The sequence below is a fragment of the Streptomyces sp. 135 genome (assembly GCF_020026305.1).
Lineage (GTDB): Bacteria > Actinomycetota > Actinomycetes > Streptomycetales > Streptomycetaceae > Streptomyces.
In genome coordinates this window covers 7,802,956-7,819,968 of the sequence record NZ_CP075691.1, presented here as the reverse complement: position 1 = coordinate 7,819,968, position 17,013 = coordinate 7,802,956, and the positions used below count along the sequence as shown (strand labels likewise).

Sequence of the window (17,013 nt, the reverse complement as noted above, 5' to 3'; positions counted from 1 at the left end):
CGGGATCCGGCAAGGAGCAGGCCGCACGCGACGAGGAGGATCGGCCAGGAGGTGAGCGGGGGGACCACGGCGTCGATCACGGTCAGAGCGCCGAGCGTCCAGGGGCGCGGTGGTTCAGAACGCGGGGCGCTCGTTGAGGATCTTCTGGAACAGCCGGTGGTCGCGCCAGGCCCCGTTGATGTAAAGGTACTTGGGCGCGACCCCGTACTCCTGGAAGCCGCATTTGACCAGCACGCGCTGCGAGGCGGTGTTGTGCAGCAGGGTGCCCGCCTCGACGCGGTGCAGGCCTAGCCGGGTGTCGGCGACCTCGCAGGCGTGGCGGGTGGCGGCGGAGGCCAGGCCGCGGCCGGTCTGTTCCGCGTCGGTCCAGTAGCCGAGGATCGCGCTGCGGGCCGGGCCGAGCACGATGTTCGCCAGGGCGGCGTGCCCGACGATCTCGCCGCCGTCGACGAACACCCAGTGCACGGCGCGGCCCGCAGCGGCCTCCGCCAACTGCCCCTGGATCCGCTCGGCCTGGCCCTCGGTGGTGAAGAAGGCATCGGGCCGGTCGGGGTCCCAGGGGGCGAGGTGGTCGCGGTTGCGCCGATGGGCGCGGGCCAGCGCGTGCGCGTCGTCGGGCGTGACGGGCCGCATGAGGACGCCTGCCGCGAGTGTCGCCTCTCCACCGATCATGCGAACCAGCGTACGAGAGGCGGGGCGCTGCGGGTCAGCGGCCGCCCGCCACCCGCAGGACCGTGCCCGTGGCGTACGAGGCGTCGTCCGAGAGCAGCCACGAGACGGCCGCCGCGATCTCCTCGGGCCGGCCGGAGCGTCCCATCGGGATGCCGGCGGCGAGCTTCGCGGGACGCTCGGGGTCGGCGTGGAACTCGGTCCAGATGACGCCCGGAGCCACGGCGTTGACCCGGATCCCGTCCGCGGCGACCTCCTTGGCCAGGCCGACCGTCATGGTGTCGACGGCGCCCTTGGCGGCGGCGTAGTGGACGTACTCGCCGGGCGAGCCGAGGGTCGCGGCGGCGGACGAGATGTTCACGACGGCCCCGCCGCCGTTCGCCTTCAGGTCCCGCACGGCGCGCCGGGCGCAGAGCAGGTACCCGAGCACGTTCACCTCCAGCGCCCTGCGCATCCCCTCGGCGTCGGCCTCGGCGAGGGGGCCGACGGGGCCGCTCACCCCGGCGTTGTTGACGAGCCCGGTGACCGGGCCGAGCTCCGCCGCGGCGGTGTCGAAGAGGCGGTCGACGTCCGTCTCGTCGGCGGTGTCGACCCGCACGGTGACGCAGCGCCGCCCGGCGGCGCGGACCGCCGCCGCGGCCTTCTCCGCGGCGGCCTCGTCGGAGCGGTAGCCGATCGCGACGTCATGGCCGTCCTCGGCGAGACGCACGCTGACGGCGGCGCCGATACCGCGGCTGCCGCCGGTGACGACGGTGACGGGGTGGTGCTGCACGGGGTCCTCCGGTTCTGGTGGATGGTTTGCGCGGCGAGGCCTTGCGGGGGGGGGGCCGCCGGCGGCGCGATCTTGCTACGTACGTCCGGGACGACTGCCCTGGCCTGCGCGCCGCGGTCATGCTGCGGACGCCCCGGGACGGCTGTCCCGACCACGCGCCGCGATCTTGCCACGGGCGCCCCCGGACGGCTGTCCTGGTCTCCGCGCCACGGTCATGCTGCGGGCGCCCGGGACGGCTCTCCTGGTCTGCGCTCCGCGATCTCGCCACGGACGCCCGGGACGGCTGTCCTGACCTACGCGCCACGCGTCTTGCTGCGGGCGCCCAGGGACGACTGCCTCGACCTACGCGCCACGGTCCTACCGCGAACGACCGGGACGGCTGCCCCTGACTACGCGCCGCGATCTTGCCATGGACGCCGGGACCGCTGTCCTGGCCCCCACGCCGCGATCTTGCCACGGACGCCGGGACCGCTGCCCTGACCGCTGCTTCGCGGCGATGCTTTCCCGCCCGCCCGTTGCCCGACGGCAAGCCGCGGTGCGCCACGGCCTGGGGGCGTCCGAGTTCCGGTGCGGAGTACCGGGCGGGTAGGTGGGGAGGTCCGAGCGGCGGTCAGGTCAGCCCCCGGTTGCGCAGCACCGGGGCCCGGTGGCGGGCTTACCGCCCCGTCGCGGGAACCACCGCGTCCTCCGGCGCCGCCGCCTCCGCCGGCAGGCTGTCCATGAACGAGCTGACGGAGAAGACCGCGTTGCCGGGCCCGGCCGGGCCGTAGCCGGGCGGTGAGGAGAGGCCGTTGGCCTCCATCGTCGCGCGGTAGGCCTCCAGGAGCCGCACGTGGTACTCCAGCGGAGCGCCCTGCGGGTTCGCCTTGCCGAGCGGCGTCGTGGGCTCCGGGCACCACGTCGTGAAGCGGGGCGTGATGCCGCGCGACATGAAGTACTGGAGCCCCTCCACCGTCGAGCCGATGGCCTCGTCGACCGTCTTGAAGCCGAAGGGCTCCGCCATCTCCACGCCCGCCACGAAGTTCGGGATCACATTGCGCGGGCCGAACACCTCGGCGGAGTCCAGGATGCGGCGGTGCCACTCGTCCCGTCCGACGTAGCGTTCCTTGCCGGGGCAGTACCGCTCGAAGAGGTACGGGTCCCACACCTCGTAATTGGGGTGGTAGATCCGTACGCCGTAGTCGTGGAACCGCTGCACGTCCGCCTTCGGCAGGGCCTGGGCGACGACCTTGCCGATCCAGCGGCCGGGGAAACGCTCCTCGATGGCCTTCGCGTACTGCCCGTAGAAGTCGGCCTCGTCCTTGCCGCCGATCTGCGAGGTGATCGCGCCGCCGGTGAGCGTGTACGCGGTGGAGGACTTGTTGGTGTCGTACTTGTCGATGATGGCGAGGGCCTCGAGGACCTCCTCCACCGGCTTCACGCCCGTGTAGGGGCGGCCCGCCGCCTTGTGCTGGCGCCAGTTGTGGTTGATGTCGCAGTACTGGCACTCCTCCTTGGCCCCGAAGTACTGGCAGACCCGGAAGACCGTCAGGTAGATGAGGTAGCCCCACTGGATGGTGGGCGCCACCTCCATGACGGACTTGCCGTTCTCCAGCGTGTGCCGGTAGTAGTCCGGCATCGGCGGCAGGCCGACGTCGGAGATGCGTACGCCGTCCAGGTAGAGGCCGAGCACACCGTGGTCGTCGGCGGCGACGCGGTAGGGCGAGGAGGGGTTCACGCGGACCGAGACGACGGTGCGGCGCAGCTGGTAGGGGCCGCCGGTGAGGACGATCTCCTCCGGCGGGCGACGGAGGGCGGCGGCGCCCAGCTCGGGGAGCGTGCCGTGGTCGAAGGAGAAGATGAAGTACGACTTCGGCTTGACCTCGCCGCCCTCATTGTCACTGAGCGCCGACTCGTCGAAGGCGATGCCGCCGCGCAGCAGATCCTCCTTGATCACCGCTTCCCGTGGCACGTGCGGGAACCGCTCCATGAGCGATTCGATGAGCTCGGTACGGCTCTCGCTGCGGCTTGGCATGGGCCGGGCACCTCGGATCCTGTTGGTCGGTCTGTCCCGTCCACGCTAATACGCCCCCGATCCGCTCCGGATCCGGCTCCGGTCTCAGGCCGCCTCCGCCGCAGGTCTAGGCTGCGGATGGTGCGCCCTCGCAGGCGCCGCCCCCGTCGGCGGGCGGTCAGGCGGCGGACCTCTCCCCGGCCGTGCGGCGGCGCAGCGCCGGCGTGGTCAGGGCCGGGGGCGTCCACACCCCGTCCGGCGGGTAGACGTCGGTGCCGGGCGGCACGATGGCGTCGATCCGGTCGAGCGCCGCGTCGTCCAGGGCCACGGACGCACCCTTGAGCGTGGCCCGCAGCTGCTCCATCGTGCGCGGGCCGATGATCACGGACGTGACGGCGGGGTGCGCGAGCGGGAAGGCGATCGCCAGCTCGGGAAGCGTGCAGCCCACCTCATCGGCCACGGCGACGAACTGCTCGACGGCCTCCAGCTTCGCGGCGGTGAGCGGCGCCGCCGGATCGAAGCGGCCCGGGTGCAGGGTGGGGCGCCCGCTGCTGAGATCCATGGCCCGGCCCTTGCGGTAGCGTCCGGTCAGGAAACCGGAGGCCAGCGGGCTCCAGGTCAGCGTGCCCATGCCGAGGCGCCGGGTCACCGGCAGTACATGCTTCTCCACGCCTCTGGCCAGCAGCGAATAGGGCGGCTGCTCGGTGCGGAACCGCTGGAGCCCGCGCCGGTCGGCGACGCGGTACGCCTCGACGATCTCGTCCGCGGGGAACGTGGAGCAGCCGAACGCCCTGATCTTGCCCTGGCGCACCAGGTCCGTGAGGGCGGAGAGCGTCTCCTCGATGTCGGTGGTGTGGTCCGGCCGGTGCACCTGGTACAGGTCGATCCAGTCCGTCCCCAGCCGCCGCAGGCTGTCCTCCACGGCCCGCACGATCCAACGCCGGGAATTGCCGCCCCGGTTGGGGCCCTCACCCATGGGGAAGTGGAACTTGGTCGCGAGCACGACGTCGTCGCGGCGGCCCTTCAGCGCCTTGCCGACGATGGTCTCGGACTCCCCGGCGGAGTACATGTCGGCGGTGTCGACGAAGTTGATGCCCTCGTCCAGCGCGGCGTGGACGATCCGGGCGCAGTCGTCGTGGTCGGCGTTGCCGACGTGGCCGAACATCATGGTGCCCAGGCAGTAGGGGCTGACCTCCATGCCGGTCCCGCCCAGAACGCGGTGGCGCATGCGACTCTCCTTGACCATGGCGCGGTTGGGCGCGCGTGGACCTGCTCGGACCCACCTGGGACCCACTCGGATGCCGCGACCCTACGAGGTGGAGTGCGCTCCAGGGCAAGCGCGACCGGCGTCACACCGCCCTGGCACGCGCCTGCGACACCCACCCCGCGGAGACGGCGAGCACGGCGGCGGTCAGGCCGGCCCCCACCGCGGCGGGTGTGACGTATCCCGGCACGTCGTCGGTGGCATGGCTCCGGCCGTCGCCCGTCTCGCACACGAACCGCACGGGCAGGTACTCCACCCGGTAGTCGACGGCCGCGGCGCCCCACGCCTGCGCGTCCGCTTCGGCGCAGGGGCGGACGGGCGCGGAGCCCGCCCCGCCGTCCTCCGCGTCGAGGACGGTCAACGCGACGCAGAGCAGCCCCCAGGTGTAGACGGCGGCCGCGGCCGCCCCGAAAAGGGCGGCCAGGGAGCGCAGCACGACCGGGCGGTCCCAGCCCCGGACGCCACGCGCGCCGAGCCTCCCGAAGCCGTACCCCGCGAGGCCGAACGCGGTGATCGACACGACGAGCAGCAGGACCGGCAGCAGGATCGACGCAGACATCCGCCAAGTCCAGCACACGGGCGCCAGGCGCCTTTCCTCCGGGTGTCGAAGTCAGCTCTTGGAACCGGAGAGCGCGACACTCTGGACGAAGTGCCGCTGGAGGAAGACGTAGACGAGCAGCATGGGCAGGCTCGCGATGAGCGAACCGGCCATCATCACCGGGTAGTTCGTCTCGAACTGGCCCTCCAAGGAGGTCAGTCCGGCGCTGATCGGCATCGTCGACGGGTCGGTGTTGACGACCAGGGGCCACAGCAGGTCGTTCCAGGACCACATGGCGGTGATGACGGCGAGCGCGGCGAGGGCGGGCCTGATCAGCGGCAGCATGATGGACCAGAAGATCCGGAAGGAGCCCGCGCCGTCGATGCGGGCGGCCTCCTCCAGCTCCATGGGGAGCGTGAGGAAGAACTGCCGCAGCATGAAGGTGCCGAACGCGCTGAACATGCCGGGCAGGAACAGCGCGGGGGCGGAGTTCAGCAGGCCGAGCGATTGGATGATGTCGTACTGCGGGAGCACGAGCAGGGAGCTCGGCACCATCAGGACGGAGAGGAAGAGCGCGAAGAGGACGTTGCGTCCCCGGAAGCGCATGCGGGCGAAGGCATAGGCGGCGAGGGAGCAGAAGACCAGCTGGCCGAGGGTGCGGCCGACGGTGTTGAGCACGCTGTTGGTCAGCATTTCGCGGAACGGCAGCGCGGTGAAGACCTTCTCGAAGCTCTCCCGGTTCCAGTCGTCGGGCAGGAAGGTGGGCGGCACCCGCGAGGTCTCGGCGAGTGTCTTGAGGGCGGTGAGCAGTTGCCACAGGAAAGGGAAGACCATCACGAGTGCGCCGAGCGAGAGCGCGGCGTGGGTGGCGATGGATCCGGCGCGCCCGCGTGTCCGGGTGTCAGGCATAGTGCACCCACCTCTTCTGGAACCGGAACTGAAGGTATGTCAGCGCGGCGATGAGGAGCATGAGGAGGAAGGCGAGCGCGGCCGCGGCGCCCTGCGCGTTCTCGACGAAGGCCCATTTGTAGAAGAGGCCGACGACGGATTGCGTATCGCCGATCGCGGGATTCTTCTCGCCCATCATGATGTAGATCAGGTCGAAGGTCTGCAGAGAGTTGATCATGCAGATGACGGAGGCGAAGAAGATGGTCGGGCTGAGCAGCGGAAGGGTGATCGTGAAGAACCTGCGCAGCGCTCCCGCGCCGTCCAGTTCCGCGGCTTCGTAGTAGTCCCGCGGAATTCCCTTGATGCCCGCCATGAAGATGATCAAGTAGTAGCCGGTGGTCGACCAGACCATCACCGTGCCGATGGCGAAGACGGCCGTGGACGGGTCGGAGACCCAGTAGTGCCGGTCGATGCCGAACCGGGCCAGAACCTCGTTCAGGAGCCCGAAGTCGCCGTTGTAGAGCCAGTTCCAGACCAGTCCGACGGCGACGGGCAGCGTCACGAACGGCACGAAGTACAGGGCGCGGTAGAGCGCGACGCCGCGCAGGCCGCGCCGGTTCAGGAGGGCCGCGACGACGATCGCTACCGGCAGCGCGGTGAGCCCGATGAGGCTGTAGATCAGCGTGTTGCCGAGCGCCTGCCACACGGTGACGTCCCGCACGACACGCACGTAGTTGTCGGTGCCGATGAACGTGTGGCCGCCGAAGGCGCCGAATTCGGTGAAGCTGAAGTAGAAGGTCTGGAGCAGCGGCCAGAAATAGAAGACGGCGAAGCCGAGGCCGAGCGGGGCGATGAAGAGGTAGGCGGTGCGCTGCCCACGGGACTTGACGGGCGCGGCGGCACCGCGTCCTGTCGATTTCGCGGCCGCCGTGGCGGGAAAGACACTCATGAGGCGCGCTCCTCCTTCAGGGCCCGGTCCATCTGCTCGCCCAGCGTGCGCGCGGCGCTCCCGATGCCGCCCTTTCCGCTGAACGCGGCGCCGAGTAACGGGTATTGGAGGTTCTCCCAGACCGGCGTGTTCTTGGAACTCGGGTACGGAACGGCGTACTTCTGCATCTCGATGAAGTGCTTCAGGTCGAATTCGGGCATCGACTTGAGCCAGGCGTCCTGCGTCCCCTCGTAACTGGAGATGGTGGCGCCCGCCTTCGCCTGGATCTCGGCGGCCTCGCGCCCCGCCATGAAGTGCACGAACTTCCAGGCCGCTTCCTTCCTGCGGCTCTTGGCGGAGATGACGTTCGCAAGGCCGTGGATGATGGTGGCCCTGCGGCGCCCCTTGGGCAGGACGGCGATGCCGCCGTGGTCCTTGATGGCGGGGACGGCGTACATCTGCCCGGACATCGCGGAGACGTCGTAGTTCATGGCGACCTTCTCCGACCAGTAGCGCACGCGCCCCACGGACTCGACCATCGCGCTCTGCGGCGGCGACCAGCCCCGGTCGATCATGTCGGTGAGGAAGCGCAGGCCCTCGATGGACCGCTCGTCGCCGAAGCCGGAGCGGCCGTCCCTGAGGACGTAGCCGCCCGCGGCACAGATGGCCGGGTAGATCTTGAACTGCCGGTCCATCTCGGCGGCGAAGCCGTGCACGCGCTCGCGGGGGTCGGTGAGTTCGGCCGCCGCGTCCCGGACGTCGTCCCACGTCCAGGTGGCGTCCGGGTACGTGATGCCCGCCTTGTCGAAGAGCGCCTTGTTGTACCAGAGGCCGATGGTGTCGAAGTCCTTCGGCAGGCCGTACTGCGTGCCCCGGTAGGCGTACAGCTTCACGAGCGCGTCCGGGTGGCGCTCCACGGGGGTGGCGTCGGCCTCGATGTGCCCGGAGAGCGGTTCGAGGACGCCGTTCGCCGCGTACAGCTGGAAGTTGACGGCGTTCATCCAGAAGACGTCGGGCGCGGTGCCGCCGCGCATCGACGTCTTGAGGGTGGTCCAGTAGCTCGCCCAGGGTGTGAGCTCGATGCGCACCGAGATCCGCGGATGTTTCTTCTCGAACGCCGCGATGATCTTCTCCATGCCCGGCACCTGTGCCGGGTCCCACATCCCGTACGAGAGCGTGGTGCCGCCCCCGCCGTCCGCGCCGCCGCCCCCACCGGAGCAGGCGGCGAGCAACGGGGCGGCGAGCGCCCCGCCCAGCAGAGTCCTTCTGCGCATACGTGCTTCGCCTCCCAGGAAGCCGTCGGGCGCCGGCCGGCCGCCACGGGCGCGACAGCAGGCGCCCCCGAGCCGCTACGGCGCCGTGTCCGCGAGCAGTTCCTCCTCCACGTGGTCGAGCGCCTTGCGTACGGCGCCGAGGACCACGCCCCGCTCGCCGAGCGAGCTCAGCACGATACGCGGGACGTGCGGGGTCACGGGGCGCAACCGCTCTTCGAGCCGCGGCACCGGATGGCGGCCGACGGAGGTGGCCCCGCCGGTGAGCACGATGAGTTCCGGGTCGACGGCGAGCGCGGGGGCGGCGACACGGGGGCGAGCCGGCCGGCGACGGCGGCAAACACGGCCGAACCGGCGGCATCCGTGCCCCGGGCCGGCGCGGCCACCTCGGACTCCCCCACACGCCGCGCACCCGGCCGAGGTGGGGCCTTGCACGCGGTACTCACGCCGAGCCCTCCCGCGACGGCAGCCGACGCACGCCGCCGAGGACGTGCCCGGCCTCGGCGCGGAAGTGGAAGCGTCGTGCGGGGCGGCCTGGCGGGTGATCGTCGGCGGTTCCCGTCGCCGTGGACTCGTCGGCGAGGCCCCGCCCGGTCGGTTCCTCCATGGTGGCCTCGACGGTGGACTGCGGGAGGCCGGAGCCCGCGGCGGGCTCGGCGCGGGTCCGGGGGCTGCGGCGGGACGGGGCGCGCAGGGCGACCGTGTTGTTGAGCCGCCGCAGCGCTACCAGATCGTGCCTCGCCGGATTCCGCACCAGTGCTTCACCTCGGACCCGCGCCGAAACAGTCCAGTCCGCGGACCCCATGACCTGCCGGCCCGCCGCTTCAGCAGGAATTCGCCAGGAATTCGGTAGGACACTCCCATATCCGCCCCGGCCCGGGAACCCCTTCGACGGCACCTGTCGGCGGCGGGGACGACGGCGGGGACGCGCCTCCGGGCTCCACCGCCGTCCCCGCAGGGCCTTCGGCGTGAGCCTGAAGCGCCGTGATTGCCCCGCCCGCCCCCGGACAGCTCGACTATTGCCCGTACCGCCTCCCGGACCTGCACGCCGTGGTCGGCGAGCAGCACGGTCCGCTGCACGAGGAGTCGGTACGCGCCCTGCACGCCCTGCTCTTCCGGGTCGCTCACGAGGAGCCGGAGCCGGCGGGCGTACCGGATTCGCTGCTCGGTCGTGTGCAGCAGTGCCTGGAGAAGGACCCGGCGCTGCGCCCCTTGCCGCAAAAGGTCGCCGCACGCACGGTCGCGGTCACGGCGCAGGACGCGCCCTGGCTGCCGCCGCAGCCGGAGTGGAGGCCGGAGCGGTGGCGTCCGCGCGGCCCGCGTGCTGAGAACCAGTAGTGCCCGCGGCCACCAACCAGGTCCTGAGTAAACGACCTGAGCACGACGGCGGGCGCTGACTAGTCGAGCATCACCGCAGACGAGCCGCACTACTCCGCCACGGGTGTACCGAGCACCACGGGCAGACGGCGCAGGCCGTTGAGCGTGACCACGGTGCGGCGCCGCAGCGTCTCGTCGGCGGCGATGCGCAGCCGGGGGTGACGTCGGACGAGGGTGCCCACCGCCACCTCCGTCTCCAGCCTGGCCAGGGCGGCTCCGGTGCAGCGGTGGCGGCCGCGCCCGAAGGCCACATGTCCGCCGATGTCACCGCGCTCCAGGTCGAGCCGGTCGGCATCCACGAACCTGGCCGGGTCCCTGTTGGCCGCCGCGAGCGACACCATCACCAGGCTCCCGGCCGGGATGAGCTGCCCGCCCACCTCGACGTCCTGCGCGGCGAAGCGCCACACCCCCATCCGTGCCGAACCGTCGAACCGCAAGAACTCTTCGACGGCCGACGACAGCCGGGCCGGGTCCTCGCGCACCGCCGCCAGCACCTCGGGGTGATCGAGCAGACCCTGGACCATGTTGCCGATGAACGCCCCGGTGGTGTCGAAGCCCGCTACCAGCAGGTGATAGAGGACGGTCACCACGTCCTCGGCGGAGCTGCCTTCCTGCCGCAACTGCGTGGTGACCTCACCCAGCAGGTCCTTGTGCGGATCGCGCGCGCGGTCCGCCACGTAGCCGGTCAGCAGCTCGAAGGTGCGCATGGCCGATGTGCGGAGCCCGGCGATGTCCAGGTCGTCGTCGATCGACACGGTGCGGCGTACGAAATCCAGGAAGTCCGGGCGGTCGGTCTCGGGCACGCCGACGATCTCGCACATCACACCCACGGACAGCGGCACGGTGAACCGCCCCAGCAGGTCGACCGGTTCGTCCGTGGGCAGCCGGTCCAGGAGTGCGTCCACGATCTCCTGGACGCGAGGCCGCAGCTCTTGCGTGCGCCGTGCTGTGAACGTCCCCGCGACGGTCGCGTGGTAGCGGTCGTGCTCCGGCGCATCCGCGCTCGACAGGTTCCGCCCGTATGCGGAGATCATGTCTCCTGCCGGTGAGTTCCAGTCGAGACCCTGCAAGGTCTGGGGGAAGCGCCGGGTGTCGTGGATCAGGCGGGGGTCCCCGAGCGCGGCTCGCACGTCGTCGTCGCGGGTGAGCATCCAGGCTCGCAGTCCGTTGGGCAGGGCCACCTCGGCCACCGGCCGGTGCTCGCGGAACCACGCGAGGACCGCCTGCGGAGCCTGATGGAAGGTGTCGCCGAACGGCGCGCCGGGGTCCACGGGGCAGCGCGACTCGGCGGCACGGGTTGCGGTGCTGTCGTTCGTGGGGTTCATGAGCGGCTGCCTTTCGGATACGCGTGGCGGTCGGGGTGCCTTGGAGCGGAACGAGTTTCAGAACAGGGCAATCTCGTGGTGGAGTCCCGGCGGGCGGGACCGGCCGACCAGAAGCTGAATCATCGGGTCCAGGTGTTGGTCGTCGAGGTCCAGCGCGGCGAGCAGCCGGTCCGGGTCGTAGCCGCAGTGCGCCTGGCACGCCAGGGAATCGGCCGCCGCCGACAGGTGGCAGCGCTGCACCGCCACCCCCGCCTCCATGCCCTGAATCCGCAGCCACCGGTCGCCGTAGTGCGGCAGTGCGGCCTCGTAGTCGGTCAGCAGGGTCAGTACCAGGGGGATGTGCGGGACGTCGAACACTCCGTTGTCCAAGGCGTACTGGAGAGCGGGGCGCACATCACCCGCCCGAAGGAGCCCGATCCGCCTCCCCGCGTCGGCGACGAGGTACACACCGGCATCGACCCCATCGACCTCGCCGATCACAGCGATGAACGCCGTCTGGGAGAACGGGACCCCGCCGGGCAGGTCCGACTCGTACGGTGCGCAGACGCGCTGCAACAGGCGCCCGAACTCGTCCGCGTCGAGAGCACCGGGAGCGGTCAAGCCCATCGACGTACGCCGGGCCGTCCAGGCGTCGGGGCGCCGCGGTCGCGAGGGCACCTCGGTCCAGGACCGTACACCGGCCGCCAGGCGGGGCAGCAGCGGTGGGATGACGGTCGCGGGCGGCGAGTGGTGCGAGCGCGCGGCGTCCTCCACACGGTCGCCGGTCGGCCGGATCGCGCCCCCGGAGTCCGGGTGAGGGATTCCGTTCGTGGCGGGATCCAGTGCGGCATAGCTGCGCGTCCGGGTGCCGTTCACCCCGATCCGCTCGTCAAGTGCGGCGTCGGAGAACCAGTAGCGGACCCGCAGCGGACGTTGGTCGGCCTCTGCGACGGCGAGTGCCTGGCCGACCAGGACCCCGGCGTCCATGCACTGGAGACGGTAGGCGAACTCCCCGTACTTGAAACGGGTCCGCCAGGGACTCACCGCGACGATGAGCTCCGCCTGCGGAGCGCTCGTGGGCGGCTGCTCGGTGACGGGTGGCACGGCCAGGGCATGGTGAGCGGGCTCATACCTGCCGGTCGGCACCTCGGGCATCGACTTTCCCGGCAGTACGTGCAGTTCGGCGGGGTAGCGCTGGCCCGCTGATGCGATCACACGGTGAACGGGGCCGACGAAGCGCCCGCCGCCGGAGCGCGCTCCGGCCTCCCACCGTAGCCGTGACACCCCCGCGGTCCGCTGTAGTACCGACCCCAGCCGGGCGGCCTGTGGCGTGAGGGGCACCAGGTTGCGTCCGTCCCGGTCGGGGCGCTCCGCGGGGAGCAGTGACCAGTCGACGTCCTGAGGGATGCGGCTGCCGGTGCGGTGCTCCCGTATGTAGCGCAACGCGAGCGCTCCCGGGCCGCCGGCGGCCAGATCCCGGGCTCCCGCGGTGAGATACGGCCGTTCCTCGGCGTACCGGTCGACCAGTTCCGCGACGAGGTGGCAGAGCGCGAGGCGCTGGGCGGGCAGGACGCCGAGCCGGGTCATGTGCAGATAGCCCCAGTTGATCAGGACCCGGTGCAGCCGCAGGACGGGGTCCTGGGCCGCTGCCGCGAGCCACCGGGGGTCACGCTGGAGAGAGTGGTGGAACGTGCTGCGGCGCAGCAGCTTCTCGTCCCAGGTCGTTTCGCCGTTGCGGCCGGCCAGGGGCAGGTGCAACTCGTCTGCGGCGAGGAGCGCACGGACGTCCGGCACAAGTCGCTCCACGTGGTCGAGGAACGTCCGCACTCCCGGAAGGTCCTCTTCGGTGGGCGCGTCCCGCGATGTGAGCAGTTGCTCGGCGAGCGGGTGCAGGGCAGGAGTCCAGCGTTCGGCGAACTGCGCCAGTTCGCGGCGGAGTTGATCGGGGCGAGGAGATTCCATGACGGCGCCCTCGACATGCGAGCGGTACGACATCGCCCCCAGGCGCAGTGGGCCGGGGAAGCGCATCGCGCTGTGGAGCATGAGTGTGACGGCGGCGCGGGCGCGGTCGCTGCCGTGTCCGTCCCTCGTCCGTGTCCGCCAGTGGACGAGGGTGCGCAGGGCGGCGCCGGTCGACCGGTCGTGAAAGCGGTCGAACAAGTCGACGGCTGCCGGGCCGCCGAGCTGCGCCGAGCGGTCCCGGTGCTCCACGGCCAGCAGTGAGTTGTCAGGCTGCGGCGGGAGATCGTCCACGACGCCCTCCCGCGAGTCCAGGTCGCCGGGCGGGGCACGGTGGGGCGTGGATTCCTGTGCCGCCCGAGGTGACCGCGCGAGGTGGTCGAGGCAGCGGGCCCGCAGGTGTTGCGCCACGCGGTCCGCGTGTTCCTTGTCGACAAGAAGGGCGACGCGGATGTTGGGGCCGCCCTGCCACTCCCGGAAGAAGTGCTGCGCACGGCAGTACGGTGCGGCGTCCCGCAGCACCGGGGCGACAAGCTCGGTGAGCAGCCCGTCCGGGTCCGCCCGGTGATAGAGCCGGTGGTCCTGCCACACGACGGGACCGTTCGACCGGGTCATCCGTTCTCCTTCTCCGTCAGGGCCAGCGCTGTGATGGCGGCGGCTGCCTCCTCGGGCAAGTTGAGCCCCAGGCGATTGCAGTGGGTGTGCCAGGCGTGCAGCAGCGCCCGCGCGGAGCCGTCGGCGCGTGGAACGGCCAGGCAGTACCGCGCCATCGCGGCGGCGGCACGGTCAGGACCCGGCCAGGCTGCTTTCTGTGCGAGGCGGGCACGGCGCCGTACGTCCTCAGCCTCGTCGCCCGCCAGGAGGTCGGCCCATTCCGCGAAGGCGCCCCGGAGGGGCGGGCAGTCGGCCGGGAGCGGTGCGGCCAGCAGGGAGCGCAGCGTGTCGACGGCGTGCCGGGCCCGCGTCTGCCAGCCGTGACGCAGATGCAGATGGAGCGCGACCGTGCTGGACGCGGAGAGGAAGCACAGTGTCTGCGGCTGACCGGTACACGCGGGCGCCCCTGGCATCCAGGCGCCGGTGAACTCCTCGACCCGCACCGTACGGGAGGGCAGCAGCGGTGCTGCGGGGCGGCCGGTCTCCTCGCGGCTCTGGATCCAGGCCGACGACGCGGCGTACTCGGCTTCGCCTAGGGGGCTCCGCTCCGGGTTGTCCCTGGCCCACTGCTCCGCTGCCGTACGGAGCCGCTCACCGGCCCGCTCGCGCTGTCCGGCCGTGCGGCACAGCGCCCGGAGCCGTAGGTGAGGTCCGCTTTCCCAGTAGCGCAGGAAGAACCATGCCACGGCATCGGCTTCGGCCGCGGCGTTCCGGAGGAGCCCCGCCAGATGCCCGATGTGCCGATCGAGGTCGCTGTGCGCGTGGACGTGCACGGACAACCAACTCGGCGCCGGACACGCTGAAGTGCTGTTGGTGCCGGGAGCGAAGTCAGTCACATCAGCCATGTCCGTCATTTCTGGGGGTTACCTCCCACACCACCTCAGCGAGCCAACGGCTGCCGTCGTCCGCCATGGGCGCATGCACCGCGTCCGGCAGCACTTCCTGGAAGAGGAGGCGCCGCGCGTCGCGGCGCGTCATGCGCTCGATCTGGACGATGCCCAGCGGCGAGTGCAGATCGATGGGCATGGGCTTGCGGTGCTTGTCGGCGCCGGAGCCGTTGACGGCACGGAGATATGACCAGGCGGGAATGGTGCATTGGCGACGCCAGGCGTCGATGCGCTCTGCGTAGCCCAACAGGCTCTCTCCCGTGGCGCGTCGGGGTACCTGGTCCGATTCGACGATGACCGTGCGCCGCAGCAGAACGACGCCGCCGAGATCTACTCGCGGCACCACCCTGCACCCTGCGTCCGCGAGCCGTCCCTCGGGAGCGATGACGGGCTGCACGCGATGCTCGGGCGACGGACCGAACATGCGCAGGAGCAGGCGTAGTACGGGTGGATAGTGGAAGTCGGCCATGCGCCCGCGGGGCACGACACGCAGCCGCTTGTTGTGGTGGGTGAGGATCATCCGCCCTTGTCCCAGGACGACACGGCACTCCCGTGCGTCGATGCGCTCCGAGCCGGTGGAAGGGCCATGGGAGGACATCCCTTGAGAGACCGCCAGTTCCGGCAGCGCGCCGAGCACCCGGAGGTTGACGTTGCTGTCCGCGACCGCGCCGATCTCCACGTCCACGGTGTCGTGCAGGGGCGTCGGCCGACTGTCCGGCCAGGTGCGGCGCTGCTCCGTGTCCAGGCCGATGCGGTCAAGGATCCTCTGGACGTGCGCGTCGGCCCTGCCGCAGCCGTCCTCGACGGAGTTCACGACGAACAGGGGCTGTCCCTTCTGTCGGACGGGATGGCCGTAGAAGGCGAGACGCGAGGTGAGGCTGTCGGGGCGGTCGGGGGCCTTTGGGAGGCTGTCGATCCGGAGCACCCCGTCGGTTGTCGGCGTGGACGTCAGGAGCTGCCGCAGGCCTGCCAGCCCCGGATCATCGGCGGGGGGCAGCCGGAACTCGTCGCTCCACAGTTCCCGCATGCCGGGTACGCCGCTGCCCGCGGCGCGTACCAGCTCATGGAGTGCGACGGTCAGCGGAACCGGGTGGTCGGAGCCGAACACCTCGGCCAGATGCGACTCGGCACGCTTGCGCGGCGCCGACCAGGGGTCCGCGTGTCCGATCCAGCCCGCGAGGGTGCGCAGTGAGTCGTACAGGGGCGCCCAGGTCGCCGCGTCGAGGGTGAGCTGCCCGGCCGTCAGTACGGTGTCGGCGTAGGCAGGTGCGCCATAGCGCAGGGCATGGGAGGGCCAGGACAGGCGGTGGCTGACTGTGTTGAGGGTACGGGCCAGCGCCGGGACGGCCGCGTCGGCGTCCGGACCGGTCAGGGCGTCGGCGGCGTCCGCGACCTCGGTGAGGATCGCGGCGGTGTCCTCGGAGACACCGGTGCGCCGTGCCGCCGTGCGCAGCGGGGCCGGGTCGTGGAGCGGCGTTTCGTCGGCGCTGACCAGCAGGCCCACGTCGATGAGGCGTGTGAGGGCCCGCTGGGCGCGGGCCGGGTCGGCTCCGGTCGCTTCGGAGAGGGCCTGGATCGCGTCGGCAGCGCCTCGTCCCCCGGTCGGCCAGACGGCGATCAGCTCGCGGAGCGCGGAGTCGGCGCGGATACGTCGTACGGCATCGCAGTTCGGGGTGATCGCATAGAGGGAGCCGTCGGACGCGACGGTGCTCGGATTGACCACCAGGAGGGTGTTCGGGGTGAGTTGGCGCAGGAGAGTGAGGGTGATGAAGGCGTTGAGTTCGGCGTGGTGCGCGCGCGGGCGGGGGTCGCCGTCCCAGCGGTCAACGGATTGCGGTGGGCGGGGCCGGCCCGCGAGGTGCTCGTCCAGAAGTACTCCGTGCGCCCAGGCGCTGAGGCTGCCACGTGGTGTGCTCTTGAGACAGGCGCGCACCACGAAGGCGTAAGCGCTCAGAGCCGTGTCGATGTCCGGTGCCGTTCCTCGGCGGAGGCCGGTCTCCGCCCGCTCCAGAACCGCCGCCAGCGGTGAGGCGGAGCGGCACAGTTCGAGGCCGATCGCGGGCAGGCGCGCGGTGCGCACCGCGGCGGTCATGCTGCGGTCCGCTTCGCCGTCCCATATCTGCTCAGTCGTCCGCCGTATGTGCTCGGCTTCCACCATGAGCCGGTCCCACTCCCGCACGGCCTGCTCCGCCGCGGGTGGTAGCAGGGGGACCAGCTTCTCCGCCAGGCGCCGGGCACGCGCGGCGCGTCCGTTGTGCAGCGAGCGCCGCAGATCGAGGAGCGCGCTGCGGTCGCGGCCCGGAGGGAGGGCGGCCACCGCGTCGTACAGGATGTCCGAGCAGCGTGCGGCCTGGAGCCGTACCGCGTCGGCCGCGTCCCGGCACCGACGGAGTCCGTCGGCGGCGAGGGGTGAGCGCAGCGCGTCCACCGCATCGGCGGGGAACGCGGGCACGCGCACGATATAGGTCGCGCACGAGAACGTGTCCATCGCGTCCACGGTCCTTCTCAC

Annotated in this window: 15 protein-coding genes; 1 reads left to right on the top strand and 14 read right to left on the bottom strand. The window is 71.4% G+C overall.

What is annotated here, in order from left to right; genetic code table 11:
* Positions 1-114: 114 nt before the first annotated feature.
* The 10 genes from KKZ08_RS34765 to KKZ08_RS34720 form a co-directional block, all read right to left on the bottom strand.
* Complete coding sequence (locus KKZ08_RS34765) at positions 115-672, bottom strand: GNAT family protein (protein ID WP_223778211.1); 558 nt, start codon at positions 670-672, stop codon at positions 115-117.
* Positions 673-706: 34 nt separating this feature from the next.
* Positions 707-1,441 (bottom strand): SDR family oxidoreductase, encoded by a 735-nt coding sequence (locus tag KKZ08_RS34760; protein ID WP_223778210.1) that lies wholly within the window; start codon positions 1,439-1,441, stop codon positions 707-709.
* 655 nt (positions 1,442-2,096) lie between these two features.
* On the bottom strand, positions 2,097-3,455 hold the full coding sequence (locus tag KKZ08_RS34755; RefSeq protein ID WP_223778209.1) for a radical SAM protein: 1,359 nt from the start codon (positions 3,453-3,455) through the stop codon (positions 2,097-2,099).
* 157 nt (positions 3,456-3,612) lie between these two features.
* A complete protein-coding gene (locus KKZ08_RS34750) occupies positions 3,613-4,662 on the bottom strand; it encodes an aldo/keto reductase (protein WP_223778208.1) in 1,050 nt (349 codons plus the stop codon).
* A gap of 121 nt (positions 4,663-4,783) precedes the next feature.
* Positions 4,784-5,257: a hypothetical protein gene (locus KKZ08_RS34745; RefSeq protein ID WP_223778207.1), complete on the bottom strand. Its 474-nt coding sequence runs from the start codon at positions 5,255-5,257 to the stop codon at positions 4,784-4,786.
* A 51-nt stretch (positions 5,258-5,308) separates the two neighbouring features.
* Entirely contained in the window at positions 5,309-6,145 is an 837-nt protein-coding gene (locus KKZ08_RS34740; protein WP_223778206.1) for a carbohydrate ABC transporter permease, read from the bottom strand.
* Entirely contained in the window at positions 6,138-7,073 is a 936-nt protein-coding gene (locus KKZ08_RS34735) for a sugar ABC transporter permease (protein ID WP_223778205.1), read from the bottom strand. The genes KKZ08_RS34740 and KKZ08_RS34735 overlap by 8 nt, the downstream gene beginning before the upstream one ends.
* Positions 7,070-8,326 carry a sugar ABC transporter substrate-binding protein gene (locus tag KKZ08_RS34730; RefSeq protein ID WP_223778204.1) on the bottom strand — a complete coding sequence of 419 codons (1,257 nt, stop codon included), beginning with the start codon at positions 8,324-8,326 and terminating at the stop codon, positions 7,070-7,072. Before KKZ08_RS34730 ends, KKZ08_RS34735 begins: the two co-directional genes overlap by 4 nt.
* 75 nt (positions 8,327-8,401) lie before the next feature.
* Entirely contained in the window at positions 8,402-8,593 is a 192-nt protein-coding gene (locus KKZ08_RS34725; RefSeq protein ID WP_223778203.1) for a hypothetical protein, read from the bottom strand.
* A 172-nt stretch (positions 8,594-8,765) separates the two neighbouring features.
* The gene (locus KKZ08_RS34720; protein WP_223778202.1) at positions 8,766-9,077 is read right to left on the bottom strand and encodes a hypothetical protein; all 312 of its coding nucleotides are present in this window, start codon (positions 9,075-9,077) and stop codon (positions 8,766-8,768) included.
* 230 nt (positions 9,078-9,307) lie between these two features.
* Here KKZ08_RS34720 and KKZ08_RS34715 point away from each other — a divergent pair, with 230 nt between their 5' ends.
* The gene (locus tag KKZ08_RS34715) at positions 9,308-9,661 is read left to right on the top strand and encodes a hypothetical protein (RefSeq protein ID WP_223778201.1); all 354 of its coding nucleotides are present in this window, start codon (positions 9,308-9,310) and stop codon (positions 9,659-9,661) included.
* Positions 9,662-9,750: 89 nt separating this feature from the next.
* Here the strand turns inward: KKZ08_RS34715 and KKZ08_RS34710 are convergent, their stop codons facing one another.
* From KKZ08_RS34710 to KKZ08_RS34695, 4 genes are read right to left on the bottom strand one after another with little or no spacing between them, the layout of a single operon-like run.
* A complete protein-coding gene (locus KKZ08_RS34710) occupies positions 9,751-11,025 on the bottom strand; it encodes a cytochrome P450 (protein ID WP_223778200.1) in 1,275 nt (424 codons plus the stop codon).
* Between the two features lie 57 nt (positions 11,026-11,082).
* On the bottom strand, positions 11,083-13,578 hold the full coding sequence (locus KKZ08_RS34705; protein ID WP_223778199.1) for a lantibiotic dehydratase C-terminal domain-containing protein: 2,496 nt from the start codon (positions 13,576-13,578) through the stop codon (positions 11,083-11,085).
* On the bottom strand, positions 13,575-14,462 hold the full coding sequence (locus KKZ08_RS34700; protein WP_223778198.1) for a lantibiotic dehydratase C-terminal domain-containing protein: 888 nt from the start codon (positions 14,460-14,462) through the stop codon (positions 13,575-13,577). Before KKZ08_RS34700 ends, KKZ08_RS34705 begins: the two co-directional genes overlap by 4 nt.
* A complete protein-coding gene (locus KKZ08_RS34695; RefSeq protein WP_223778197.1) occupies positions 14,455-16,992 on the bottom strand; it encodes a lantibiotic dehydratase in 2,538 nt (845 codons plus the stop codon). The genes KKZ08_RS34700 and KKZ08_RS34695 overlap by 8 nt, the downstream gene beginning before the upstream one ends.
* Between the last annotated feature and the right edge of the window lie 21 nt (positions 16,993-17,013).

Excerpts from the sequence above, each read along its gene's own strand:
- KKZ08_RS34765 (WP_223778211.1), bottom strand. The coding sequence starts at position 672 with ATGATCGGTGGAGAGGCGACACTCGCGGCAGGCGTCCTCATGCGGCCC.
- KKZ08_RS34755 (WP_223778209.1), bottom strand. The coding sequence starts at position 3,455 with ATGCCAAGCCGCAGCGAGAGCCGTACCGAGCTCATCGAATCGCTCATG.
- KKZ08_RS34750 (WP_223778208.1), bottom strand. The coding sequence starts at position 4,662 with ATGCGCCACCGCGTTCTGGGCGGGACCGGCATGGAGGTCAGCCCCTAC.
- KKZ08_RS34745 (WP_223778207.1), bottom strand. The coding sequence starts at position 5,257 with ATGTCTGCGTCGATCCTGCTGCCGGTCCTGCTGCTCGTCGTGTCGATC.
- KKZ08_RS34740 (WP_223778206.1), bottom strand. The coding sequence starts at position 6,145 with ATGCCTGACACCCGGACACGCGGGCGCGCCGGATCCATCGCCACCCAC.
- KKZ08_RS34735 (WP_223778205.1), bottom strand. The coding sequence starts at position 7,073 with ATGAGTGTCTTTCCCGCCACGGCGGCCGCGAAATCGACAGGACGCGGT.
- KKZ08_RS34730 (WP_223778204.1), bottom strand. The coding sequence starts at position 8,326 with ATGCGCAGAAGGACTCTGCTGGGCGGGGCGCTCGCCGCCCCGTTGCTC.
- KKZ08_RS34710 (WP_223778200.1), bottom strand. The coding sequence starts at position 11,025 with ATGAACCCCACGAACGACAGCACCGCAACCCGTGCCGCCGAGTCGCGC.
- KKZ08_RS34705 (WP_223778199.1), bottom strand. The coding sequence starts at position 13,578 with ATGACCCGGTCGAACGGTCCCGTCGTGTGGCAGGACCACCGGCTCTAT.
- KKZ08_RS34700 (WP_223778198.1), bottom strand. The coding sequence starts at position 14,462 with ATGGCTGATGTGACTGACTTCGCTCCCGGCACCAACAGCACTTCAGCG.
- KKZ08_RS34695 (WP_223778197.1), bottom strand. The coding sequence starts at position 16,992 with ATGGACACGTTCTCGTGCGCGACCTATATCGTGCGCGTGCCCGCGTTC.